Annotated in this window: 21 protein-coding genes and 1 pseudogene; 13 read left to right on the top strand and 9 right to left on the bottom strand. The window is 72.5% G+C overall.

Going from position 1 to position 24,374, the window contains the following annotated elements:
* Positions 1 to 90: 90 nt before the first annotated feature.
* On the bottom strand, positions 91 to 1,326 hold the full coding sequence (locus V6U88_RS06845) for a CAP domain-containing protein (RefSeq protein WP_334450884.1): 1,236 nt from the start codon (positions 1,324 to 1,326) through the stop codon (positions 91 to 93).
* Positions 1,327 to 1,682: 356 nt separating this feature from the next.
* On the opposite strand from V6U88_RS06845, the gene V6U88_RS06840 reads away from it, so the two are divergent.
* The 3 genes from V6U88_RS06840 (at position 1,683) to V6U88_RS06830 (ending at position 6,385) form a co-directional block, all read left to right on the top strand.
* Positions 1,683 to 1,877, top strand: a complete 195-nt coding sequence (locus V6U88_RS06840) for a hypothetical protein (protein WP_030487463.1) — start codon at positions 1,683 to 1,685, stop codon at positions 1,875 to 1,877.
* Positions 1,878 to 2,153: 276 nt separating this feature from the next.
* The gene (smc, locus tag V6U88_RS06835) at positions 2,154 to 5,765 is read left to right on the top strand and encodes a chromosome segregation protein SMC (RefSeq protein WP_334450877.1); all 3,612 of its coding nucleotides are present in this window, start codon (positions 2,154 to 2,156) and stop codon (positions 5,763 to 5,765) included.
* On the top strand, positions 5,765 to 6,385 hold the full coding sequence (locus V6U88_RS06830) for an HAD family hydrolase (RefSeq protein ID WP_334450875.1): 621 nt from the start codon (positions 5,765 to 5,767) through the stop codon (positions 6,383 to 6,385). The genes smc and V6U88_RS06830 overlap by 1 nt, the downstream gene beginning before the upstream one ends.
* A 72-nt stretch (positions 6,386 to 6,457) precedes the next feature.
* Here the strand turns inward: V6U88_RS06830 and V6U88_RS06825 are convergent, their stop codons facing one another.
* On the bottom strand, positions 6,458 to 7,408 hold the full coding sequence (locus tag V6U88_RS06825; RefSeq protein ID WP_334450873.1) for an SMP-30/gluconolactonase/LRE family protein: 951 nt from the start codon (positions 7,406 to 7,408) through the stop codon (positions 6,458 to 6,460).
* Positions 7,409 to 7,486: 78 nt separating this feature from the next.
* Here V6U88_RS06825 and V6U88_RS06820 point away from each other — a divergent pair, with 78 nt between their 5' ends.
* Positions 7,487 to 8,461 (top strand): winged helix-turn-helix domain-containing protein, encoded by a 975-nt coding sequence (locus tag V6U88_RS06820; RefSeq protein ID WP_334451260.1) that lies wholly within the window; start codon positions 7,487 to 7,489, stop codon positions 8,459 to 8,461.
* A gap of 18 nt (positions 8,462 to 8,479) precedes the next feature.
* On the opposite strand, the gene V6U88_RS06815 is transcribed toward V6U88_RS06820, so the two are convergent.
* The 4 genes from V6U88_RS06815 to V6U88_RS06800 all read right to left on the bottom strand — a co-directional run bounded on the left by V6U88_RS06815 (position 8,480) and on the right by V6U88_RS06800 (position 11,423).
* Positions 8,480 to 9,010, bottom strand: a complete 531-nt coding sequence (locus V6U88_RS06815; RefSeq protein WP_334450871.1) for a DinB family protein — start codon at positions 9,008 to 9,010, stop codon at positions 8,480 to 8,482.
* 42 nt (positions 9,011 to 9,052) lie between these two features.
* The gene (locus tag V6U88_RS30235; RefSeq protein ID WP_442934586.1) at positions 9,053 to 9,157 is read right to left on the bottom strand and encodes a universal stress protein; all 105 of its coding nucleotides are present in this window, start codon (positions 9,155 to 9,157) and stop codon (positions 9,053 to 9,055) included.
* Positions 9,158 to 9,249: 92 nt separating this feature from the next.
* Entirely contained in the window at positions 9,250 to 9,687 is a 438-nt protein-coding gene (locus V6U88_RS06805) for a MarR family winged helix-turn-helix transcriptional regulator (RefSeq protein ID WP_334450869.1), read from the bottom strand.
* A 23-nt stretch (positions 9,688 to 9,710) separates the two neighbouring features.
* Positions 9,711 to 11,423, bottom strand: coding sequence for an alkaline phosphatase D family protein (locus V6U88_RS06800; RefSeq protein WP_334450868.1), 1,713 nt, complete (start codon positions 11,421 to 11,423; stop codon positions 9,711 to 9,713).
* Between the two features lie 152 nt (positions 11,424 to 11,575).
* Here V6U88_RS06800 and ftsY point away from each other — a divergent pair, with 152 nt between their 5' ends.
* The 7 genes from ftsY (at position 11,576) to V6U88_RS06765 (ending at position 19,860) form a co-directional block, all read left to right on the top strand.
* The gene (gene ftsY / locus V6U88_RS06795; protein ID WP_334450867.1) at positions 11,576 to 12,754 is read left to right on the top strand and encodes a signal recognition particle-docking protein FtsY; all 1,179 of its coding nucleotides are present in this window, start codon (positions 11,576 to 11,578) and stop codon (positions 12,752 to 12,754) included.
* Positions 12,755 to 12,761: 7 nt separating this feature from the next.
* Positions 12,762 to 13,625 carry an aminoglycoside phosphotransferase family protein gene (locus V6U88_RS06790; protein ID WP_210777886.1) on the top strand — a complete coding sequence of 288 codons (864 nt, stop codon included), beginning with the start codon at positions 12,762 to 12,764 and terminating at the stop codon, positions 13,623 to 13,625.
* A gap of 230 nt (positions 13,626 to 13,855) precedes the next feature.
* A complete protein-coding gene (locus V6U88_RS06785; protein ID WP_334450866.1) occupies positions 13,856 to 15,253 on the top strand; it encodes an ammonium transporter in 1,398 nt (465 codons plus the stop codon).
* Between the two features lie 25 nt (positions 15,254 to 15,278).
* Positions 15,279 to 15,617, top strand: a complete 339-nt coding sequence (locus V6U88_RS06780; protein WP_170285500.1) for a P-II family nitrogen regulator — start codon at positions 15,279 to 15,281, stop codon at positions 15,615 to 15,617.
* A gap of 8 nt (positions 15,618 to 15,625) precedes the next feature.
* Positions 15,626 to 17,989 carry a [protein-PII] uridylyltransferase gene (locus tag V6U88_RS06775; protein ID WP_334450864.1) on the top strand — a complete coding sequence of 788 codons (2,364 nt, stop codon included), beginning with the start codon at positions 15,626 to 15,628 and terminating at the stop codon, positions 17,987 to 17,989.
* Positions 17,990 to 18,082: 93 nt separating this feature from the next.
* Positions 18,083 to 19,207 carry a sensor histidine kinase gene (locus V6U88_RS06770; RefSeq protein WP_334450862.1) on the top strand — a complete coding sequence of 375 codons (1,125 nt, stop codon included), beginning with the start codon at positions 18,083 to 18,085 and terminating at the stop codon, positions 19,205 to 19,207.
* Entirely contained in the window at positions 19,204 to 19,860 is a 657-nt protein-coding gene (locus V6U88_RS06765) for a response regulator transcription factor (RefSeq protein ID WP_334450860.1), read from the top strand. The genes V6U88_RS06770 and V6U88_RS06765 overlap by 4 nt, the downstream gene beginning before the upstream one ends.
* Positions 19,861 to 20,125: 265 nt before the next feature.
* Here the strand turns inward: V6U88_RS06765 and V6U88_RS06760 are convergent, their stop codons facing one another.
* Positions 20,126 to 20,347, bottom strand: coding sequence for a winged helix-turn-helix domain-containing protein (locus V6U88_RS06760; protein ID WP_334450858.1), 222 nt, complete (start codon positions 20,345 to 20,347; stop codon positions 20,126 to 20,128).
* 586 nt (positions 20,348 to 20,933) lie between these two features.
* Between V6U88_RS06760 and V6U88_RS06755 the strand changes: the two genes are divergently transcribed.
* On the top strand, positions 20,934 to 21,194 hold the full coding sequence (locus tag V6U88_RS06755; RefSeq protein ID WP_334450857.1) for a hypothetical protein: 261 nt from the start codon (positions 20,934 to 20,936) through the stop codon (positions 21,192 to 21,194).
* Between the two features lie 65 nt (positions 21,195 to 21,259).
* Here the strand turns inward: V6U88_RS06755 and V6U88_RS06750 are convergent, their stop codons facing one another.
* Both V6U88_RS06750 and V6U88_RS06745 read right to left on the bottom strand, forming a co-directional pair.
* On the bottom strand, positions 21,260 to 22,210 hold the full coding sequence (locus V6U88_RS06750) for an LCP family protein (protein WP_334450856.1): 951 nt from the start codon (positions 22,208 to 22,210) through the stop codon (positions 21,260 to 21,262).
* A 327-nt stretch (positions 22,211 to 22,537) separates the two neighbouring features.
* Positions 22,538 to 22,768: pseudogene (locus V6U88_RS06745) on the bottom strand (sugar transferase); the annotation flags it as partial.
* A 613-nt stretch (positions 22,769 to 23,381) separates the two neighbouring features.
* Between V6U88_RS06745 and V6U88_RS06735 the strand changes: the two are divergent.
* Entirely contained in the window at positions 23,382 to 24,371 is a 990-nt protein-coding gene (locus V6U88_RS06735; RefSeq protein ID WP_334450855.1) for a hypothetical protein, read from the top strand.
* Positions 24,372 to 24,374 lie beyond the last annotated feature (3 nt).

Below are 24,374 nucleotides of genomic sequence, written 5' to 3'. Positions count from 1 at the left end.
CCGTCCGGCGCGGCGCACCTCACCCGGTCAAACGAAGCGCCCCCGCCGACGACGCGGTCGCGTCGTGGACGGGGGCGCCCGGGTTACGCCTCAGCGCGGTGCGGCGAAGACCTGGGTCCAGTACGGGCCGTTGCTGCTGGCCACGCCGACGCCGATCTCGGTGAACGCGCAGTTGAGGATGTTCTCGCGGTGCCCTTGGCTGTTCATCCACGCCCGCATGACCTCGGCCGGGGTCTTCTGGTTCCAGGCGACGTTCTCGCCGTAGGTGCGCCAGGTGTAGCCGGCCCGCTCGATCCGGTCACCGGCGTCGCTGCCGTCGCTGCCGGTGTGCGACATGTTCCGGTGGTCGGCCTGGTCCTGGCTGTGCCGCTGGGCGGCGGTCATCAGCTTGTCGTCGATGCTCAGCTTCCCGCAGCCGGCCTTGGCCCGCTCGGCGTTGACCAGGTCGACGACCTCCCGCGCCTGGCTGCTGACGCCCGGGCTGACGGAGTTCGGGGTGCCGGTCGACGCGCTGCCGGTGCGGTTGGCGCCCTGCCGGGACGCGGCCGTGGTCCGCTTCGGCGCGGGCGTCGGCTTGACCGTCCGGCTCGGCGACGGGGTCGGGCGGGCGGTGGTCGGGGAGGCGGTCGGGGAGGCGGTGGCGGTGCCGGCCAACGCGTCGGCCGGGGTCCCGGCGTCGGGCACCAGCGGGGCGGCGGCGATGGTGTCGTCGACCGAGGCCGGGTCGGTCGCACCGCTGTCGTCACCGCCGGCCAGCGCCAGCGCGCCCACGCCGAGGCTCACCACCAGCGTGGCGGCCGCGGCGGCGCCGCCGAGGACCAGCGGGCGGGGGAAACGGCCGCGCTGCCGGTGCCGGCCGTGCCCCTCGGCGGGCGGGTCCGCGTCCACGGCCCGCAGGCCGCCGGTGGTGTGCCGCCAGTCCGCGGGCGGGTCCGCGTCCACGGCCCGCAGGCCGCCGGTGGTGTGCCGCCAGTCCGCGGGCGGGTCCGCGTCCACGGCGCGCAGGCCGCCGGTGGTGTGCCGCCAGTCGGCGGGGGGCGCGAAGGGGGGCGCCGTCGGGTCGGGCCGACCGGCCGGCGGGGTGGTCGGGGCCGGGTCGGACTCGGCGTAGGGCCGCTCGTCCCGGCTGGTCCGCCACTGCGCGGTCGGGGCGTCCGCCAGGTCGTCGCCCGGCAGCTGCGGCTCGTCGCCGAACAGGTACGCCGAGCGCGGCTCGGGACGGTCGGTCAGCCAGGCCGGTGGCTCGTCGGTCGGTGGTTGCGGGCGCCGGTTAGCGCCATCCGGGTCGATCGGGTCGGTCCAGCCGTACACGCCTGTCGCCTCCACGGGTCGGTTGTGGGCCGCGCTGACGCTACGGGTGGGCCCTGAGCTGCGGCAACGTGGCTAAGGAAGAGTTAAGGCGATGTCGACTCACGTAGTGACCGTACGCACATTTCCCGGCGTACAGTTAAGGAGTCCGGACAGAGCGTGTCCGAGCCTTGCGGCCCCCGGCAAGTGGACAGGGTAGACGTGGAGATGATCTACGGCCTGCGAGAACTTGACGAAGAGGGGGGTGGCGGCTCAATATATAGGTGTCGCCAGTCGCGCCCAGTCATGCCCGGATTATGCCGGGGTGGCAGTCGCGGACAGTAATTGGGCGCGCGTTGGCCGGCCTTTCCGGCAGCGCATATCAAGGAGTCAGCATGGCGAAAGCCCTCTACGGCCACGTAGGTGCAGCGCCCGACCGGCGCCTGCTCGACGAGGTCACCCGTCTGCGGTCCAGGGTCCAGGCACTGGAATTCGAGATCACGCGGCTGCGTGCCGACAATGATCGGCTCGCTGCGGCCGCCGCGGAGGCCGACGACCTCCTCCGGCTGGCCGAGCCGGCCCTCACCTGATCGACGGGATCCGGTAAAACTGAATCGCACCACCGCGAAAACGCGCGCCGACACTTATGTGCCGGCGCGCAGCTCTGTCTCCCGCGGTTTTCCGCCCGCAATTTTACGATCTTGCACGGGTCGTCCTCACCATTCGCCGGCCGTATCCGCACGTTCCGCCGCCCGACGTGGGGCGGGTCGCGTGCCGACGGGCCGTCGCCGAGGGGTTAGTCTGCGGGTTCACCAGGTCCGCGCAGCCGGCGACGGTACGGCGGCCACCGGACGAGGATCGAGAAGGTGCATCTCAAGAGCCTGACGGTGAAGGGGTTCAAGTCCTTCGCCTCCGCGACGACGCTCAAGCTGGAGCCCGGGATCACCTGCGTGGTGGGCCCGAACGGCTCCGGCAAGTCCAACGTCGTCGACGCCATCGCCTGGGTGCTGGGCGAGCAGGGCGCCAAGGCGCTGCGCGGCGGCAAGATGGAGGACGTCATCTTCGCCGGCACCGCCGGGCGGGCGCCGCTGGGCCGGGCCGAGGTCACCCTCACCATCGACAACACCGACGGTGCCCTGCCGATCGAGTACACCGAGGTCTCCATCACCCGCCGGATGTTCCGCTCCGGTGAGAGCGAGTACGAGATCAACGGCGACTCCTGCCGCCTGCTCGACATCCAGGAACTGCTCTCGGACTCCGGCATCGGCCGGGAGATGCACATCATCGTCGGCCAGGGCCGGCTCGACGGCATGCTGCACGCCAAACCGGAGGACCGGCGGGCGTTCATCGAGGAGGCGGCCGGCGTCCTCAAGCACCGCAAGCGCAAGGAAAAGGCGCTGCGGAAGCTCGACGCCATGCAGGTGAATCTCAACCGCTTGACCGACCTCACCGCCGAGCTGCGCCGCCAGCTCAAGCCGCTGGGCCGGCAGGCCGAGGTGGCCCGGCGGGCCGCCGCCATCCAGGCCAACCTGCGCGACGCCCGGCTGCGGCTGCTCGCCGACGACCTGGCCACCCTGCGCACCACGCTGGACCGGGAGATCGCCGACGAGACCGCGCTGCGCGAGCGGCGCGAGCAGGTCGAGGCCGAACACAGCGAGGTGCAGTCCCGCCTGGGCGAGCTGGAAGCGGCCCTGGCCGAGGACGCGCCGCTGCTCGCCGCCGCCCAGGACACCTGGTACAAGCTTTCCGCCCTGCAGGAACGGTTCCGCTCCATCGAGCAGCTCGCCCGGGAACGGCTGCGCCACCTCAGCGCCACCTCCGACGACGAGCGGCCCGGCCGCGACCCGGAGCAGCTGGAGGCCGAGTCGCAGCGGGTCCGCGAGCAGGAGGAGGAGCTGCGCGCGGCGCTCACCGACGACCAGATCCGGCTGGCCGAGGCGGTGGAACACCGGCAGGAGCTGGAACGGCAGCTCGCCGCCGCCGAGCGGGAACTGGTCGCCGCCGCCAAGGCGATCGCCGACCGCCGCGAGGGCCTGGCCCGGCTCACCGGGCAGGTCAACTCGGCCCGGGCCCGCACCACCAGCGCCGGCGAGGAGATCGAGCGGCTCGCCGCCGCCCACGCCGACGCGCTGGCCCGCGCCGACAAGGCCCAGGCGGACCTGGACGCGGTGGCCGAGCAGTCCACCGAGGCGGACCGGGACAACGCCGAACTCGACGAGCGGCACGCCGAAGCGGTCGCGGTGCACGAGCGGGCCCAGGCGGCCGTACGGTCCCTGGTCGACGCCGAGCGGGCCGCCGAGAAGGACGCCGCCACCTGGAAGGCCCGCGAGGAGGCGCTCGTCCTCGGCCTGCGCCGCAAGGACGGCGCCGGCGCGCTGCTGGCCCGCGCGGGCGAGGTGCCCGGCCTGCTGGGCAGCCTGGCCGGCCTGCTCACCGTCGCCCCCGGCCACGAGGCGGCCCTCGCCGCCGCGCTCGGCGGGCTCGCCGACGCGGTCGCGGTCAGCGGGGTGGACGAGGCCGTCGAGGCGATGCGGCTGCTCAAGATCTCCGACGCCGGGCGGGCCGGCCTGCTGGTCGGCAGCCCCGCCGGCCCAGGCATGGACGGCCCGGCCGACGCCCTGCGCCCGAAGCTGCCGGACACCGCCCGCTGGGCGCCCGACCTGGTCGAGTGCGCCGCCGAGATCCGTCCGGCCGTGCACCGGGCGCTGCGCGACGTGGTGCTCGTCGACGACCTCGCCGCCGCGGCCGACCTGGTCGCCGGCAACCCGGAACTGCGCGCGGTCACCCCGGACGGCGACGTGGTCGGGGCGTACGCGGCGGCCGGTGGGTCGGCCAAGGCGCCCAGCTACATCGAGGTGCAGGCCGCCGTTGAGGAGGCCCGTACCAACCGGGCCACCGCCGAGCGGACCAGCACCGAGCTGCGTGGGCAGCTCGTCGACGCCCGGGCCGAGGTGGCCGCCGCCAAGGAGGCGGTGCAGCACGCCGCCGCCGCCAAGCGGGAGGCGGAGAGCCACCGCAACGCCGCCGCCCGCCGGCTCGCCGAGCTGGGCGCCGCCGCCCGCTCCGCGAAGGCGGAGACCGACCGGCTCGGCGAGTCCCGCTCCCGCGCCGAGGCGGCCCGCGAACGCGACCTGCTCGCCCTGGCCGAGCTGGAGGAGCGGCTGCGGCTGGCCGAGGACACCCCGATCGACGCCGAACCCTCCACCGAGGAACGCGACCAGCTCGCCGCGATGGTGCCCCGGGCCCGGCAGAACGAGATGGAGGTCCGGCTCGCGGTGCGTACCGCCGAGGAGCGGGTCTCCTCGATCGCCGGGCGGGCCGACTCGCTGGCCCGGCAGGCCACCGCCGAGCGGGCGGCGCGCGAACGGGCCGCGGCCCGGCGGGCGGCGCGGACCCGCGGCGCGGCCATCGCCCGGGCCGTGGTGGGCGGCGCGCGCGAGGCGCTCACCCGGCTCACCGCCTCGATCGCCGCGGCCGAGGAGCACCGCGACGCGGTGGCGCGTGAACGCGCCGCCCGCGAGGCCGAACTCCAGGAGGTACGCGGCGCGGCCAAGCGTCTCGGCGCGGAGCTGGAACGGCTGACCAGCCAGGTGCACCGCGACGAGGTGGCCCGCGCCGAGCAGCGGCTGCGCATCGAGCAGCTGGAGGCGAAGGCGGCCGAGGACTTCGGCCTGGACGTGGAGACGCTGGTCGCCGAGTACGGCCCCGCCCAGCTCGTCCCGCCCACCCAGGTGGACGTCGCGGCGGCCGAACGCGACGGCCTGCCGGTGCCCGAGCCGGTCCGCTACGAGCGGCCGGTGCAGGAGAAGCGGGCCGCCAAGGCGGAACGGGAGCTGGCCCTGCTGGGCAAGGTCAACCCGCTCGCGCTGGAGGAGTTCGCCGCGCTGGAGGAGCGCTTCAAGTTCCTCTCCGAGCAGCTGGAGGACCTGAAGGCCACCCGGCGGGACCTGCTCACCGTGGTCAAGGACGTCGACGACCGGATCCTGGAGGTCTTCGCCAGCGCGTTCGCCGACACCGCCCGGGAATTCGAGCAGGTCTTCACCGTGCTCTTCCCCGGCGGCGAGGGTCGGCTGATCCTCACCGACCCGGAGGACCTGCTCACCACCGGCGTCGAGGTCGAGGCCCGCCCGCCGGGCAAGAAGATCAAGCGGTTGTCGCTGCTCTCCGGCGGCGAGCGGTCGCTGACCGCGGTGGCCATGCTGGTGGCGATCTTCCGCGCCCGGCCCAGCCCGTTCTACATCATGGACGAGGTGGAGGCGGCCCTCGACGACGTGAACCTCGGCAGACTGATCACGCTGCTGGCACAGTTGCGGGAGAAGAGTCAGCTGATCGTCATCACGCACCAGAAGCGGACGATGGAGATCGCCGACGCGCTCTACGGCGTGACCATGCGCAGCGGGGTCACCCAGGTGATCAGCCAACGGCTCAACCGGGCCGACGAGGACGAGCGGCCTGGCCGCGGCGAGGAGAACGGGTAGTGGCTCGGGAACGCGCGACGGCGCTCCTGCTGGACTTCGACGGCGTACTGCGCCGCTGGGACCCGGCGGTCGCCGCCGGTGTCGAGCGCGAGTACGGCCTCTCCGAGGGCGTGCTCGGCGAGATCGCCATGCAGTGGGGGCGGCTCCAACCGGTGTTGACCGGGCGGGTCAGCCACGCCGAGTGGGTGACCAGCGTGGTGGACGCGCTCAGTGCGTCGGTGGGCAGCCCGGAGCGGGCCCGCGCCGCGGTGGAGCAGTGGCAGCGCTACCGGGGCGAGGTCGACCCGGAGGTGCTGGCGTTCGTCCGGGAGGTCCGCGCGGCGGGCGTCCCGGTCGGGCTGGGCACCAACGCCACCGACCTGCTCGACGCCGATCTCGCCGCGCTCGGCCTGGTCGGCGAGCTGGACGTGGTGGTCAACTCCTCGGTGATCGGCGTGCACAAGCCGGCCAAGGAGTACTTCCAGGCGGCCTGCGGGGCGCTGGACACCCCGCCGGCGCGGGTGCTCTTCGTCGACGACGAGGACTGGGCGGTACGCGGCGCCCGCGCCGCCGGCCTGTCGGCGCACCGGTACAGCGGCCCGGCCGACCTGCGCTACCTGCGGGCGGCGCTGGCGCACTGAGGCGGTGCCGCCGAGGGGGCGGCATCCCCAGCGGGGTGATGCCGCCGCCTCGGTCTGGCCGACCACGGCCGGTCAGCAGAGCCCCGGCACCTGGGTCACCGTGAACGGCGGCGTCGGCGCGGTCGCGTTGAGCTGACTGTTGACCCAGAGCAGCCGGTCGGCGTCCCGGGCGATCGTGGTCGGCGACCGGTCCAGGCCGGCCGTGCCCGACTGCCGAACGACCCGCGCCGTCCGGCGGTCGGCGTCCAGCAGCGCCACGTTCACCGCGAAGCTCCAGCCGCCCGCGCCGTCGGGAAAGTTCACCACCCCGTAGAGGCGGTCGCCCTCGATCAGCAGCCCGTCGGCGCCCAGTTGGCCACCGGCCACCTCGACCACCGTGGCCGTGCGGGCGGCCAGGTCCACCCGCCAGAGCCGCTCGCTGCCCGGCTCGCCGGTGCCCTGGTCGGCGACGAGCGCGACCCGGCCGCCGGCGGTGACGACGATCCCGTTCAGGAAGCCCGGCGCGGTCGGGAAGGCCGAGGCCGGAACCCACGGCACCAGCTCCCCGATCCGCTCGCCGTCGAGCGCGGCCCGCCAGAGCACCCCGCCCGTCGAGTCGGTGAGGTACACGGCGTCACCGGTCACCGCCAGGTCGTTGAGGGCCGCGCCGGTTGCCGCCCGGCGGGCCAGCAGCCGCCCGTCCGGTGCGTGCACGAACAGGGTGCCGGTGTCCCAGCCGGCGACGAAGATCCGGTCGCGCCGGTCCAGGTGCACCCCGGCGGCCCGGGTACGCCCGTCCGCGCCGGCCGGCAGGAAGGGGCGCAGCTCCCGGTCGCGGACGTGGCCGCGGTAGACCGCGCCGTCGGTGACGCTGGTGACGTAGATGGTGCCGTCGCCGGCGACGGCGATCCCCTCGGGCCGCACGCCCGGGTCCCGGGAGACGACGTACGTGGCGGGACGCGGTTCGGCGGCGAGTGCCGGCGCGGAGACGGCGGTGGACAGGACGGCGAGGCCGGCGGCGGTCGCGGCGAGAAGTTTCCTCATGGGTGCAGCGTCCGGGCCCGGCCGCCCCGTGCTCGATCCCCTTTCAGGGCTGGCCGAAAGGCGGCTAGCGTGCTCGCCATGATGACCCTGCACCTGAACGCGACGGACCTCAGCCGCACCGTGCTGCGCTCCGCGCCCTCGGTGCTGCTGGAACTCGTCGCCGCCGGCCAGCGGCTCTTCGAGGCCACCGTCCCGGAGCACCTCACCGGCTGGCGGGCCCGCACCCGCGCCGCCCTGCGCCCGCAGATGCGCCCGTACCTGGACCTGTGCCGGCTGTCCTGGTGGCTGCCGGACTTCCTCACCCCGCCGAGTTTCGGCACCGACCCGGCGACCGCTCTCGACGAGGTCTGCGCCACCCCGGCGGCGAGGCTCGACGCCGAGCTGCGGCCCCGGATCGAGGCCGGTGACCTGCCGGCCCGGGTCGCGCCCCTCGCCGATGGGAACCCGGCCGCCCGGCAGCGGCTGCGGGCGGCGATGGTGGCGTTCCACGACGTCGCGGTGGCGCCGTACTGGGCGACGATCACGGCGGCGGTGCGGGTGGACCGGGCGGTGCGGGGCAGCACCATGGTGGACGCGGGCATCGACCGGGTGCTACGCAACCTCAGCCCGTACCTCTACTGGAAGCCGAGCGGGGAGCGGTACGAGCTGTCGTACGAGTGCGGCTTCGCCACCGAGATCGGCCTGGCCCCGACCGGTCGGGGCGTGACCCTGGTGCCGTCCTACCTCCTGGCGCGCCCGTGCGTCCTGGACGACCCGACCGGCCCAATGGCCCTGGCCTATCCCATCCGGCCCGGTCAGCCGGAGCTGACCAGCCGCCGGCCCCTCGCCGATCTGCTGGGACGGACCCGGGCCGCGGTGCTGGGCGCGATCGTCGACCGGCCCAGCACCTCGCAGGTCGCCCGGACGCTGGGCATCTCCGTCGCCTCGGCCAGCCAGCACGCCGCGACGCTGCGCCAGGCCGGTCTGATCACCACGCACCGGACCGGCCCCGCCGTGCTGCACACGCTCACCCCGCTCGGGGAGGACCTGCTGCGGGGTGGACGGGCGAGCTGACCGGCGCCCGGTGGCGGGTCACTCGCCGGTGACGCCGTCGATGCGCTCGCGGATCAGGTCGGCGTGGCCGTTGTGCCGGGCGTACTCCTCGATCATGTGGACGTAGACCCAGCGGACGCTCATCTCGTCGGCGCTGCCGTCGCGGCGCCGGCGCAGGAAGGTCTGGTCCAGCGACAGGCCGGCGGCGGCCTTGCGGGCGGCCTCGACCTCGGTGGCGAAGGTGGCGAAGTCGGCCTCCGCGTCGGCGTCGGCGACGGCGTTGAAGTCGGCGTCCGGGTCCTCGTCCGTGCCGTAGATGCCGGTGATGTCCTGCCCGGCGGCCCGGATCGGGAACCACCAGCGCTCCACGTCCGCCATGTGCCGCACCAGGCCGAGCAGAGTCAGCCCGGAGGGCTCCACGCTCGGCGTCTTGAGCTGCTCGGCGGTCAGCCCCGCGCACTTGAGCAGCAGGGTCTGCCGGTGGTAGTCGAGCCAGCCCTCCAGCATGGTGCGCTCGTCGCCGACGTACGGTTCGTTGGTCCGGTTGATCTCCGGTGCTCTCCAGGTCATCCCGACATCCTTGCCGTCGGGTGTGACACCGGCCAGTGCTTATCAGGGCACCACGACGACCGGCCAGCGGCCGGTGCGGACCAGCCGGGTGGCGACCGAGCCGACGAGACGGTGTCCCGCCTGCCCCGAGGCCCCGACCACCACCAGGTCCGCGCGGGTCTCGTCGGCCGCCGCGCACAGCTCGGTGTACGCGTCCCCGCGGCGGACGCAGGAAGGTGACCGGCAGGCGACGAGCCGGGTCAGAAGGTCTCGTTGAACCGGTGCAGCAGCCGGGCGAACTCCGCCACGTCCTGCCGCGGCCAGCTCTCCATCGTCCGGCGGATCTGCCCCAGCCGGGCCGCCCGCGCCGTGTCGAAGCGGCGGGTGCCCTCCTCGGTGAGGCTGATCAGCGACGCCCGCCGGTCCTCCGGGTCCGGGTCCCGGCGGACCAGGCCCAGCCCCGCCAGGCCGTGGATCTGCCGGCTGAGCGTGCCCTTGCCGATGCCCAGCCGCACGGCCAGGTCAGTGAGCCGGATCGACCCGGAGCGCCGGAGCCAGAGCAGCAGCCCGTACGCGTTCGGCTCCAGGTTCGGGTGCACCTCCCGGGCGATCTCCCAGGACAGCGCGCGACCCCGGCGCAGCAACGCGGTCAGCTCGTCCTCCACCGCGCGCAGGGTCTCCGGCAGATGCTCTTCCACGGAGCAGAGCGTACGGGGCCGGCTCAGTCCGCCGGGGTGAGCCGCTGCCGGGCGACCTCGCGCAGGTGGCCGTCGCTGGTGGTGCCCTCGATCAGCACCTCGGCCTGGCGGCCGGTGTGCGCCAGCGTCGCCACCGCGTTGCCGAAGTACGGCCCGGCCAGCTTCCGCCAGCGCACGCTCGGCCGGCGTACCCCGGCGGAGCGGGCCAACGCCCGGGAGGCCGCGGCCGGGCCGGGGGACCAGCCCAGCTTCATCAGCGGTCGCATCCCGGCCGGCACCTGGTTGTGGATGGGGGAGCAGGTCAACTGGTGCACCGGGGTGCGCACCGACCGGTCGTCGAACCGGGCCCGCGCCACGTACGAGTGGTGCACGTCTCCGCCGAGCACGCTGATCGAGGCCGGCGGCGCATAGGCGGGGCCGGCGCCGATCCGCTCGCCCGGGCCGCCCGGGGCGCCGCTGCCGAGCCGGGCGAAGAGCGCGCCGAGCGCGTCGAAGGAGCGGCTGAACGCGGCCCAGTGCTCCAGGTCGAAGGCGCGGCGGATCCGCTCGGAGAGCGCCGCCACCCACGGCCGGTGCGAGTCCGCGAGCCGCTCGTTCCACGCCTCGACGTGGTGGATCCCCGGCGGCAGCAGCCAGGGCAGCGAGGCGCCGACCACCAGGTGGTCGTAGACGCCGTGTGCCCGGTCCAGGAACCAGGACCACTCGCCGGGCGGCAGCATGGCCCGGTTGCCCGGTTGCAGCACCCGGCTGCACCGGTTGTCCAGCATGACCAGCCGGGTCCGCCCCAGGTCGAGGGCGTAGCTCCACTGGTACTGCACGGCGCGCCAGCGCTCGGTGTCGTGCGCCTCGTCGGCCTCGGCGTCCACCCGCTCGCCGAACTCGCGCAGCACAGCGGTGGCGTCCTCGGCGGCGACCACCTTGGCGTAGAGCGGGTCCTCGGCGATCTCGTCCGGGGAGAGGTTGCCCAGGTGCTGGTAGACCCAGTACGAGGCGAGCCCGCTGCGGATCCGCTCGGCCCACCAGGGCTGCGCGCGCATCTCCGCCCGCCAGGATTCGGAGGTGTTCCAGTCGTCGATCACCTCGTGATCGTCGAAGATCATCACGCTGGGCACCGTGGAGAACAGCCAGCGGATCTCCGGGTCGCGCCAGGACTCCAGGTAGAGCTTGGTGTACTCGTCGAAGCTCACCACCTGGTCGCGGGGGGCGTCCTTCGGCCGCCGGCGACGCCGCTTGAGCAGTCGCTTCACCGTGGGCGAGGTCACGTCGGCGTAGACCTGGTCGCCGAGCAGCACCAGCAGGTCGGGCAGGTCCGCCGGGTCCGGGTCGGCCATCAACCGCCGGGCGTACGCGTCGAGCGCGTCCGGGGGCAGCCGCCGGGTGGTGGCGTGCTGGGTGGTCTCCCGGCACGAGCCGAAGACCAGCCGCACCGGCTGGTCGAGATCATCGGCGGCCCGGGTACGGATCACGCTGGGCGGGAAGCCGTCGCGCGGCACCGGCCAGGCGAGCTCGTCGTCGAGGAGCACCTCGTAGCTGGTGGCGCTGTCCGGGGTGAGCCCCTCCACCACCACGAGCGCGTAGTGGTGGTCGTACGCGGAGAAGGTCGGCGCGGAGCCGACGGCCCCGTCGGCGGTGCGGACGGTGACCACGGCGGGCGCGCTGGTCTCGACCCAGACGGTGGCCCGCGTGCCGACCACCCGCCGCAGCAGGGGGCCGATGAGCAGGCATGGGGCGGGCATGGCGAGACCTCCGAGGTGAGCGGACTTCATCTTTACTACCCCGCCGGCGGTCGCACCACTGCTGGCTGTGGCCGAGCCTACCGCCGGGACCGGCCTACCCTTCGGGGTGCGGTCGATGAGACGCCGCCGCCGGCATCTGACAGGATTTCGGCATGACGGAATACCTCCTCATCGCGCTCGCCTTGCTCGCGGTGCTGATCCTGGGCGGCCTCAGCCTGGTGGTGCCCCGGCTGCGCCGGCGCCCCGAGCCGCCGCTGCCGGAGACCGAGGTCGACACCCGGGCCGAGGAGGATCTGGCCGGCCCGCCCGTCGAGGCGCCCGAAGCGGAACTCACCACGGGCATCCTGGTCGAGCCGCCGGTGGTCGCGCCCCCGCTGGAGGTGCCCGAGCCGACCGCCGGCCGGCTGGTCCGGCTCCGCTCCCGGCTGTCCCGTTCCCAGAACGCCCTCGGCAAGGGCCTGCTCGGCCTGCTCAGCCGCGACCACCTCGACGAGGACGCCTGGGAGGAGATCGAGGACGCCCTGATCACCGCCGACGTCGGCATCGACGCCACCCGCGAGATCGTCGACCGGCTCCGCGAGCGGACCCGGGTGCTCGGCACCCGCTCGGCCACCGAGCTGCGCGCGCTGCTCGCCGCCGAACTGGTCAACGCCCTCGACCCGAGCCTGGACCGCTCGCTGCGCACCACCGGCAAGGAGGGGGTGCCGGCGGTGCTCCTGGTCGTCGGCGTCAACGGCGCGGGCAAGACCACCACCTGCGGCAAGATCGCCCGGGTGCTGATCGCCGACGGCCACAGCGTCACCCTCGGCGCGGCCGACACCTTCCGGGCCGCCGCCGCCGACCAGCTGGAGACCTGGGGCGGCCGGGTGGGCGCCATCACCGTGCGCGGCGCGGAGGGCGCCGACCCGGCCAGCGTCGCCTTCGACGCCGTCCGCGAGGGCATCGAAGCCGGCACCGACACGGTCCTGATCGACACCGCCGGCCGCCTGCAGAACAAGGTCGGCCTGATGGACGAGCTGGGCAAGGTCAAGCGGGTGGTCGAGAAGCACGGCCCGATCGACGAGACCCTGCTCGTGCTGGACGCCACCACCGGCCAGAACGGCCTGGAGCAGGCCCGGGTCTTCACCGAGGTGGTCAACGTAACCGGGGTGGTGCTCTCCAAGCTCGACGGCACCGCCAAGGGGGGCATCGTGATCGCCGTGCAGCGCAAGCTCGGCATCCCGGTCAAGCTGGTCGGCCTCGGCGAGGGGGCGGACGACCTGGCCCCGTTCGACCCGGCGCAGTTCGTCGACGCGCTGCTCGGCACCGAGCCGCTCGCCCGGGACGCGTAATCTCGCAGTGACGACTGACGATCGCGCGTTCGCCGGGTGGCGTGACCCTCGCCACGCGCCGCCGGCCCTGGGGAGACCGTACGTGACCTCGCAGGAGATCCCGCTGCACGGCGGGAACGTGAGCACCGTGGTCCGGGTCGGCGACACCGTCCGGCGCAACGCCGGGCCGTGGACGCCCTCGGTCCACGCCCTGCTGCGCCACCTGGAGTACGTCGGGTTCACCGGCGCCCCCCGCGCGTTGGGCATGGACGAGCGCAACCGGGAGGTCCTGTCGTACCTGGAGGGGGAGTGCGGGGAGTACCCGCTGGCCCCGCACTGGGTCACCGACGAGGCGCTGGTGACGGTGGCGACGATGTTGCGGATGTTCCACGACGCGCAGTACGGCTTCGCCCCGCCGCCCGGGGCGGTCTGGCGCTCGTTCGGCCCGCCCCCGCCGGACACCGAGGTCATCTGCCACCACGACGCCGCCCCGCACAACGTGATCTGGCGGCCGGACGGCACCCTCGGGCTGATCGACTTCGACCTCGCCTCGCCCGGCGCCCGGATCTACGACGTGGCGTACGCGGCCTGGACCTGGGTGCCGATCTTCTCCGACCGGGACTCGATCACCCTCGGCTGGAAGCGCCCGGACCGGCCGCGCCGGCTGCGGCTCTTCGCCGACGCGTACGGGCTGATCCCGCGCGACCGGCACCGGCTGATCCGGACCATCCGCAAGCGCATCGTCGACCACGTGGAGGGGATCCGCCGGATGGCGGCGGCCGGCGAGCCGGCGTTCGTCCGGATCGTGCACAAGGGCCACCTGCGGCGCCCGATGCGCGACCTGCGGCTGCTCGACTACGAGCGGCACGCCCTGGAGTACGCCCTGCGCTGAGGCTGTCGACCCGCGAAGAGTGGCCGTTCCGCCCGGAACGGCCACTCTCTTCGATGCCGGCCCGCATGATCGACGTTCTTCACACGCCGGAAACAACCCGTCACGTGTCGGAAATCGAGCGGTGTCGGTGAAGGAAACAGGCGGCGGCGAAGCTTCCCGCCAACCGGCTGACGGGCGATGCTGCCAGGTTCCAGTCGGATGGGAGGACTTCCACACCGAGAGGAGGCAGCGTGGAGATCAACACCGGCAACACCGCCTGGTTGCTCCTGTCGTCTGCGCTCGTGCTGCTCATGACGCCGGGGCTGGCCCTGTTCTACGGGGGGCTGAACCGGTCCAAGGGCGTACTCAACATGATGATGATGAGCTTCTCCGCGATCGGGCTCATCTCCGTACTCTGGGTCATCTACGGCTTCACCCTCGCGTTCGGCACCAACGACAACGCGGGCGTCAACAACGTGATCGGCAGCTTCACCCAGTACCTCGGCACCGAGACCGACTTCATCGGCGAGGAGTGGCTCTTCCTCGGCGCGGGGACGGGCATCCCCACGTACGTCTTCCTGGTCTTCCAGATGATGTTCGCCGTCATCACGGTGGCCCTGATCAGCGGCGCGGTCTCCGACCGGCTGAAGTTCTCCGGCTGGCTGCTGTTCGCCTTCGCCTGGTTCACCCTGGTCTACATCCCGGTCGCGCACTGGGTCTGGGGTGGCGGCTTCATCGGCGCCAAGATCAAGGCGCTGGACTTCGCCGGTGGCACCGCGGTCCACATCAACGCCGGCGCCGCCGCGCTCGGCCTGGTGCTGGTGCTCGGCAAGCGGCTCGGCTGGCCCCGGGAGAGCTTCAAGCCGCACAACGTCCCACTGGTCGCGCTCGGCGCCGGCCTGCTCTGGTTCGGCTGGTTCGGCTTCAACGCCGGCTCCGAGCTGACCGTCGACGGCACCACCGCGGTCGCCTTCGTCAACACCCAGGTCGCCACGGCCGCCGGCCTGGTCGGCTGGACCATCGTCGAGTGGCTGCGCAACGGGAAGCCGACCCTGGTCGGCGCCTCCTCCGGTGCCGTCGCCGGCCTGGTCGCCATCACCCCGGCCTGCGGCTTCATCGCCCCGCTGCCGGCGGTGCTGCTCGGCCTCGTGGCCGGCGCGGTCTGCGCGGTGGCGGTCGGCCTGAAGTACAAGCTCGGTTTCGACGACTCGCTCGACGTGGTCGGCGTGCACTTCGTCGCCGGCTGGATCGGCTCGCTCTCCATCGGCTTCTTCGCCACCCTCCAGGTCAACTCGGCCATTGAGGGCCTGGGCGGCAGCGAGGGCCTGTTCTACGGCGGCGGGCTCACCCAGCTCGGCCGTCAGGCCCTGGCCAGCGGCATCGTCTCGGTCTACTCCTTCGCGGTGGCCGTGGTCCTCGCGCTGGCGGTCAAGGCGCTGATCGGGCTCCGCTCCGACGCCGAGGACGAGGTCGCCGGCATCGACGTGGCCGAGCACGCCGAGAGCGCGTACGACCTGTCGCCGACCACCGGCAGCGCCGGCGGTGGCGCGTTCGCGATGGCCGGGCTGACCCCGGGCGCCGCGAAGCCGGCGTCGGACGCCGCCGGTGAACCGGCCACCGAGCCGGTTGACGAGAAGGTCGCCGGTTAACGTTCCAGGGATGGAGGGGTTGGACATGAAGCTGGTGACCGCGGTCATCAAGCCGTACCAGCTGGACGCGGTGAAGGAGGCCCTGCACGCCCTCGGCGTGGCCGGCCTGACCGTCAGCGAGGTCCAGGGGTACGGACGGCAGAAGGGGCACACCGAGGTCTACCGGGGTGCCGAGTACACGGTCGAGTTCCTGCCCAAGATCCGGGTCGAGGTGCTCACCGACGAGATGGACGTCGACAAGATCGTGGACGCCATCGTCGCCGCCGCCCGCACGGGCAAGATCGGCGACGGCAAGGTCTGGGTCACCGGGGTCGAGGAGGTCGTCCGGGTCCGTACCGGCGAGCGCGGCCTCGACGCCCTCTAGGAGCCACCATGACCTCGTTGATCAAGAGGAATGCGTCAGGACAGTCTACGAACGGTGACGCAAACCTCTTGATCAACGAGGTCGGTGGCATCGGGGAGGCGGCGCGGCGGGAGCGGGCGGCGGGGTTCGACGCCTGGTTGGGGTTGTTGCTGCCGGGGCGGGACGGGATCGCGCTGGTCGCCGTCGGTGGGCTGGGGCGGCGGCAGTGCGCGCCGTACGGCGACCTCGACCTGGTGCTGCTGCACGCCGGGGTGCCCGGCGTCGACGAGCTCGCCGCGTCGCTCTGGTACCCCGTCTGGGACGCCGGGGTCCGGCTCGACCATTCGGTACGCACCGTCGCCGAGGCGCTGTCGGTGGCCCAGGACGACGTCAAGGTCGCCCTCGCGCTGCTCGACGCGCGTTTCGTCGCCGGCGACCGGGCGCTGGCCGACACCCTCGCCCGCACCGCCATCGACCACTGGCGGCGCACCGCCGTCCGCCGGCTCCCCGCCCTGCGGGAGATCACCGAAAGTCGCTGGCGCACCCACGGCGAACTGGCCTTCCTGCTCGAAGGAGACCTCAAGGAGGCCGCCGGCGGGCTGCGCGACGTGGGCCTGCTGCGGGCCATCGCCACCGCCGGCATCACCGACGCGCTGCGCCCCGCCGTCCGCGCCGCGCACCTGCGCCTGCTGGACACCCGCGACGCCCTGCACCAGCAGGTCGGCCGCCGGGTCGACCGGCTCATCGCGCAGGAACGTGACGGCGTGGCCGGGCTGCTCGGGCTACGACAATCCCCACCCGGCGGGTCCGACGACGCGCAGCAGTCCGTGGTGAGCGACGGCGACGTCCTGCTGCGCCGGGTCGCCGGGGACGCGCGCACCGTCAGCCACGCCCTCGACGACGCCTGGCGCGCCGCCGACCGGCTGCGCTCCGGCCGCCGCCGCGGTGGCGACGGGCGCCCCGTCCGCCGGCCCGTCGCCCGGGACGTCGTCGAACACGACGGGGAGCTGGTGCTCGCCCGCACCGCCATCGGCGCCCGCCCCGACCCGAGCCTGTCGCTGCGGATCGCCGCCGCCGCGGCCACCACTCGGCTGCCGATCGCCCGGGCCACCTGCGAGTGGCTCGCCGCGTACTGCCCGCCGCTGCCCGCGCCCTGGCCGCCGGCCGCCCGCGCCGCGCTGATCACCCTGCTCGGCGCCGGTCCCGGCCTGGTGCCCGCCTGGGAGACCTGCGACCGGTACGGCCTGATCGACGGCTGGCTGCCGGAGTGGACCCGGCTGCGCAGCCTGCCCCAGCACAACCCGGTGCACCGGTTCACCCTCGACCGGCACCTGGTGCAGACCGCGTACGAGGCGAGCCGGCACACCCGTGACGTGGAGCGCCCCGACCTGCTGCTGCTCGGCGCGTTCCTGCACGACATCGGCAAGGGACTCCCCGGCGGAGGTGCCGCCGGGCGGGCCGGCAGGCATGAGCCCGCCGGCACCTCCGCAGACCACAGCACCGTGGGGGCGCCGGTGGCCGAGGCGGTGGCCGCCCGGATCGGCCTGCCCGCGCCGGAGGCGGCGCTGATCGGCGCGCTGGTCCGGCTGCACCTGCTCCTGCCCGACGTGGCCACCCGGCGGGACCTCGACGACCCGGTGACCATCGCCGGGGTCGCCGAGCGGGTCGGCGACACCACCACGCTGGAGCTGCTGCACGCCCTGGTCCGCGCCGACGCGGCGGCCACCGGGCCGGCCGCCTGGTCGGACTGGAAGGGGCGGCTGGTCGCCGAGCTGGTCGCCCGGGTGCGTACCGCGCTGGACACCGGCGCCCTGCCCGCGCCCCCGGCCCCGGACCCGGCGCTGGTGGCGGGGCCGCTGCCGGTCGTACACCTGGCGGAGGACCGGGTGTCGGTGGCCGCGGCGGACCGGCGTGGCCTGCTCGCGACGGTGGCCGGGTGTCTGGCCCTGCACCGGCTGGAGGTGCTCTCCGCCGACGCCTCCACGGTCGACGGCCGGGCCCTGGTCGAGTGCCGGGTGCAGCCGCGCTACGGGCTTTCACCCGACCCGATCGCGCTCCGCACCGACCTGCGTCGCGCCGTCGACGGGGACGTCTCGGTCACCCAGCGGCTGCGCGGCCGGGCCCTCGCGGCGCGCGGTGAGGGGGCCGCCCCGCGGGTGGTCTGGCACCGGGAGGCGGCCACCGACGCGGTGCTGCTGGAGCTGCGCGCCGCCGACGCCGCCGGCCTGCTCTACCGGGTCACCTGCGCCCTCGACGAGGCCGGCGCCCAGGTCCGCGCGGCCCGGATCTCCACCCTCGGCGGTGACGTGGTGGACGCGTTCTACCTCGTCGGCGGCTGGCCCTCCGATGCCGAGCGGGCCCGGCTCGAAGCCGCCGTGCTGGCCGCCGTCTGACCCGGCCCGGCCGCCGGGTACGTCCCGCAGCGTAGGCGCGACGCCGCGTCCGGACGGACGACCGAGCCGCGGTGCCGGGGCAGAATGACCGGCATGCGCCTGCGGGACCAGCCCGGCGGCCGACGCCAGGAGGCGGCGGCCGACCTGGCGCTGGCCGTGCTCCTGCTGCTGCTCGGGCTGCTCGCCACCGGCCCGGCCGGCCGTAACCAGCCCGACGCCGCGCCGGTCGACGCCGGCTGCCTGGCCCTGGTCGCGGTCGCCGCCCTCGTGCTGGCCGGGCGCCGCCTCGCCCCCCGCGCCACCCTCGCCGTGGTCGCCGCCGCCGTCTCCGCCTACCTGGTGCTCGGCTACCCGTACGGGCCGGTGCTGCTGACCTTCCTGGTCGCCGTCTACACGGTGGCGGTCCGGCTGCCGATCCGGCCGGCCGCCGTCGCCGCGGCGGCGGCGCTCGTCGTGATCCTGGTGCACGTCTTCTGGTCCCGGGGCGCCTCGCCCGGCCTGGCCGGGGTGCTGCCCGGCTCGGCCTGGGTCGTCGTACCGTTCGCGCTGGGGGTGGCGGTGCGGACCAACCGCGAGACCGTCACCCGGACCCGCGCCGAGCAGGCCCGCCGGCAGGCCGACGAAGAGCGGCTGCGCATCGCCCAGGAGGTGCACGACGTGGTGGGACACGGGCTCGCGGCGATCAGCATGCAGGCCGACATCGCGCTGCACCTGATGCCCAAGCGCCCCGAGCAGGCCGAGGTGGCGCTGACCGCGATCAGCCGGACCAGCCGGGAGGCGCTCGACGAGCTGCGGGTCACCCTCGGGGCGGTCCGGCGGGGCACCGAGCGCGGGCCGGTGCCCGGGCTGGCCCGGCTCGACGCCCTGCGGGAACGGCTGGCCGGGGCGGGCCTGACCGTGGACCTCCGGGTGACCGGCGAGCCCCGGCCGCTGCCCGCCGCCGTGGACCTGGCCGCGTACCGGGTGGTGCAGGAGGCGCTGACCAACGTGCTGCGGCACGCCCGGGTGACCGCCGCGCGGGTGACCGTCGACTACGGCGGGGAGGAGCTGGTGGTGGAGGTGACCGACCGGGGAGTCGGCGCGACCGGCGGGGCGGGGCACGGGCTGGCCGGAATGCGGGAACGGGTCACCGCGCTGGGCGGCGCGCTGACCGCCGGCCCCGGCCCCGACGGTGGCTTCCGGGTCCGCGCCCGCCTGCCGGTGGCGGCGCCGGCATGATCCGGGTGGTGGTCGCCGACGACCAGGACCTGGTCCGGATCGGGCTGCGCGCCCTGATCGAGAGCGAGGACGACCTCACCCTGGCCGGCGAGGCCGCCGACGGGCTGCGCGCGGTGGCGCTGGCCCGGGAGGTACGCCCCGACGTGGTGCTGATGGACGTCCGGATGCCCGGTGTCGACGGCATCGAGGCCACCCGCCGGATCGTCGCCGACCCGGAGCTGGCCGGTACCCGGGTGATCGTGCTGACCACCTTCGAGCTGGACGAGTACGTCTTCGACGCGCTGCGCCACGGGGCGAGCGGCTTCCTGACCAAGGACACCCCGCCGGCCGAACTGCTGCGGGCGGTCCGCCTCGTCGCCGAGGGGGAGGCGCTGCTCTCGCCGTCGGTGACCCGGCGGGTGGTGCGGGAGTTCGCCACCCGACCGGCCCGGGTGCCCCGCCCGCACCCCCGGCTGGACACCCTCACCGAGCGGGAGCGGGAGGTGGTGGGGCTGGTCGGCGAGGGGCTGAGCAACGCCGAGATCGCCGACCGGCTGGTGGTCAGCCCGGCGACCGCGCGTACCCACGTCAGCCGGGCGATGGTGAAGCTGGCCGCCCGCGACCGGGCCCAGCTGGTGGTCTTCGCGTACCAGTCGGGGTTGGTCTCGGGCTAGCTGTACTGCCCGCCCAGGCCGTTCGGCGCGACGACCGGTGATCGCCGACTCCTGCAGAGGGACTTGTCGATGGTCAACGCCTTGGCGGCCGTCACAGCAGCTCGTCCAGGAGGCGGCCAGGCAGAGCCGCGAGCGCGCCGCTGCGGCCCTGGCCGGGCTGGGCAACACACGTGCCTACGCAGACAAGAGCAAGGCGTCTGCGGCAGCCTGACCCGGCACAGACGAACGGCTCGGACCTCCAGGTCCGGGCCGTTCCCTGTCACCGCTAGCCGTTCTCTTTGACGTACACCCCGGCACCGGGCAGCGACTCCGTGAGTCCCTGCATCTTCAAGATCAGAAACACTCGGTCGGCAACGAAGCTGGACACCTTGTAGTGCTCGCACAGCTCGGCCCGGCTGGGCAGGCGTGAGCCGGGCGGGAACTCCCCGGACTTGATCCGGTTCGTCATGTCCTCGGCTACGCGTTGGTAGGCGTACTGCGGTGGCACTGGTGGTTCCCTCCGGTCGGCATCTCCTACTCAATCACCCATGGTGAGAGCTTGACTAGCAATGGATAGCCATGGCAGGTTCGATGGCGGGTCCCTCCGGTCGGCAACCAACGGGACCTCGGATAGCGGTCCGGGCACCTGATCGGGGATCGGTGCCCGGACCTGCTCCTCTGGAGGTGGAGCCGTGCCCATGGATGACGGACCGATCACGCCTGCCCTGGTGCTCTGGACGGCCAAGCGGGTGATCACGGCGCACCGGGAGCAGCCGAGCGAGCACCGGGTCACTGGGCGCTGCGGGCAGTGCCGGGACGACGGGTGCGACATGCTGACGTGGGCCCGGGGCGTGGTCCGGGCGCACCGGCGCGGGGGCAACGCCTCTGGCCCCATTGAGGGAGCCGCTGTCGGGACGACGCTGAAGGCTCCGCCATCCGGCACCGTCGGGGCATGAACGTGCCAGTCAGACCGAAGGGTTCAGCAAGCGGTACGGAGGCTTGACCGCCGTCCACGAACTCGACCTGACCGTGCGGGCCGGCGAGGTGTACGACTTCCTCGGTCTGAAGGCGTCGGCAAGACCACCACGCTCCGGATGCTGCTTGGTTTGGTACGCCTCACCGTGGGCACCGTACGGCTGCTCGGCCGACCCAGCGCGTTGCGAGCAGTGGCCCTGCCCGTGGGGCTGGGCCTGGTGTGGATGCTCACGGTGCAGAACCTGCCCGCCGCGATCGCCGCCCTACTGCAGGAGCTGGGTGCAGCGGGCGTTGCCCGGTCCAACGCGAATTTCCTCGCGGCGGCGCTCGGGGCCGCCGGGGACACCCCGGGCGTCGGGGCGACGGTCGGCGGCGGGTAGGCGGCGCTGGTGGCAGCGGGGCGCCGGCTCCGCGGAGCGGGTCAGCAAACGGGACCGGGCTCCGGTCAGCTACCGGGAACCTTCTGCGGGTGGGCGGCCAGCCACTCCTGGATAGTGTCGTCGCGGATCGCGGCGAACATCTCCTTCGCCTTCGCGTCGTCCAGCTTCACCGCGGAGCCGGCGTGGGTCTTCAGGCTGGCGCTCGTGTACGGCACCGTCGCGAACTTGATGTTCGCGGGCTTGATGTCCCGGACGACCGACGCCAACTCCTGCAGGTCGAGGGACTTGTCGATGGTCAACGCCTCGGCGGCCGTCACCACCAACTCGTCCAGGCGGAACGGGTTCTGCAGTATGCCCTCCGCGGCGACCTTCTCCGCGATGGCCTTGACGACCAGCTGCTGGTCGTGGATGCGCCCGAAGTCCCCGCCCGGCACGGCCTTGCGCTGCCGCATGAACTCCTCGGCCGCCGCCCCGTCAAGCTGGTGGCAGCCCTTCTCCCACACCTTGTCCGAGAAGGTCGACCGGACCGTGTACGGAATGCAGACCCGTACGCCGTCGACCGCCTCGACCATCTTGTGGATGCTGGCGAAGTTGGCGATCATCGCCCCGTCGAACTTGACCCCGGTCAGCTGGGTGAGGGTCTTCGCGGCGTGGGGTGCGCCACCGAAGGCGAACGCGGCGTTCAGCTTGTTCATGCCACCGTTCCAGCCCTTGGCCGGAGGAACGTAGACGTAGCTGTCCCGCGGGATCGATACGATGGTGGCGCGGTCGAGGTTCTTGCTCAGGTGCACCAGCATGATGGTGTCCGACCGCTGACCGTTGACGCTCCCCTCGTCGGGCCCGCCCTCCCGGCTGTCGCTGCCGAGCAGCAGCAGATCGAGTGGCCCCGACTTCCAGCGCTGCTCGTCCTTGGGCGCAGCGATCGGCCCAAGGATGTCCTCGTGGTGGGTCTTGCCTTCATAGCGGCCGACGAGGAGGAGCGTGCCGGCCCCGCCGCAGATTCCGCCGATGAGCACGAGCGTGAGAAGGACAATGACGGCCTTCTGCCACTGTTTGAAGGAACGCCAGCCGCGCCTTCTACGCTCGGATGAGTCCGGGCCAAGCGGGCTTAACACGTCTGACATGTATTCCTCAATTACTCGCTTTGTCGGCGCACACCTTCCCCCCGATCTAAGCCGCAATGGGAGTTCTTCTCAACCCCGGGGCGGCGAGGCATGAACGGGTCAGGCAAATGCTCAGCCGAATAGCGGCGCCAGGACCAGCCAGATGGGTGGCATGAGTAACCGATTAGTCAGGGTTCGCGCCGATCTAGACAGCCTGGGCTTACCCAAGCTCCCCAAACGCTACATGCGCGGACATTCCGAGCTCGGTGGCGCCCGCCGCGGATACCGGCGGCTGGCGATCAGGACCTCGTGAATGGTGCGGAGTATGATCTTGACGTCGAGCCAGAGCGACCAGTGCCCGGTGTAGTAGTTGTCGAAGCGCGCCCGGTCGGAGATGGGGGTGGCTCCCCGCAGACCGCTGACTTGAGCGAGCCCGGTCAGGCCTGCGGGGACCCGGTGCCGGTGGGCGTGGGGCGCCGGTCGACGTCGTCGAGGCGGATCGCCTCCCATTGCCCAAAGTCGGCGGGCCGACACCGACGTCCATGACCACGTCGATGACCGTTCCGCGTACGCAGGTGACGTACTTGGCTTGGCTCGCACGTCAAGCGCCTCGTCTTCTGAAAGGACGACGAAGTCGACGGCCACCCAGAGCTCCAGGGCGGTCAACTTGTAAACTGCCCATCCAGGCTGCCTGCAAGGGTCCCCTGGAACCTCGGGAAATCAACATGACGCAACACGTCGAATCCCAGATTGGACGGCTCCACTGAAAACGACCAAGACCGCCACGGATCGGGCCAGTAGCGAGAATGCCGATCCTCCATCCGAGTCGACAACGGCCGCGCCCGGCCGCACGATGAAGCGGCTTGGCCTCGTGATGTCGTTGACACTCATCTCGCAGGTACTGGCAGCATGCACGGCGCTATTACTCCCCGTACTTGGACTATCGACTGCAGACATATATGCGATTGGCACGCAAGTCGCACTTACGGGGCTCAACGGGGTTGCTATTGGAGTCGTATACAACGTCGCCGTCGGTCGCCCCCAGTTTACAGCTTGGCGAAGATCGAGCAGTATCGCGACTAGTGTGACCCTCGTTCTGACGGCAGGGCAGATTGGCCTTCTCAGTCACACGGGGTTCATGGACGGCCATAACAGCAGGGAAACGATTGTCATCCTTGCATTGCTGGGATGCGGTGGGGCTGTCACGGCTGCCACTGCGGTCAATGGCGTGCGGCGGGCCTGCCTCGGAAGGCCAGTCCTCTTCGCAGCAATAGCGATCGCGCCGAACTTCGGACTGTTGCTGGGAACGGGTTTACACCTCGCGTTCTGGCGAAACGGAGGGCCTTCCTTTGTCAACATGCTTCCGGCACTCGGATGGGCTTCCGCCGCAGTCGGCCTCTACGCATTCGCACGTAGGCTCAAGGTGCCAGAAATCTCGCTGGCCCCATCCGTGGCCAAGACCGATTCGATGGGCCGGCACATCATCGGATTGGCGATTGGAGTCATAACGAGCTCGATCCTGCCCATGCTGTACATGGCCGCTGTCGCCCAGCTGGAGCCGGGCACAGTATTCCTTACATCAACGATTGGCAAGATCGGTAACTCGGCGACAATGCTATTTGTAAACTCAGTATTACTAGTCCGATACAACTGGGTGGACACCCGGGCACCACTCCGCGCTCTTCCAGTTGCACTGACTATCGCATTCACGGCTCTTGTGCCAGTCGGTATTGGCCTTCATTCGGCGAATTCTAATGAGTACGTATCAAGAGTAGTAGTAATAGTTGCCTGGCTCTTGATGCTAGCCGTCAGTGCAATCACCGTTCGCGAACTCAACGCACAACGACAGGGGGGAGCGCTACTCACTAAGGCTATCGTAGACCTCGTTCTTGCCTCGAGCGCCGCGTACCTTCTACTGCGGAATCCAACGTTCATTGGATACTTCGGTGCCTTTGCAGTATCTCAGGCGGTGACCACAACCATCGGAGGATTCGCCCTAAGGCAGAGACTTCTTGGATATGCGGGCATTGGTTCGCTTGGCGCCGCATTCGCTCTTCTGCTGCTGGGCTGGTGACAC

The sequence above is a fragment of the Micromonospora sp. CPCC 205739 genome (assembly GCF_036906795.1).
Classification (GTDB): domain Bacteria; phylum Actinomycetota; class Actinomycetes; order Mycobacteriales; family Micromonosporaceae; genus Micromonospora.
Note: the sequence above shows the minus strand (reverse complement) of the source record. Positions and strands in the feature narration are given on the sequence as shown.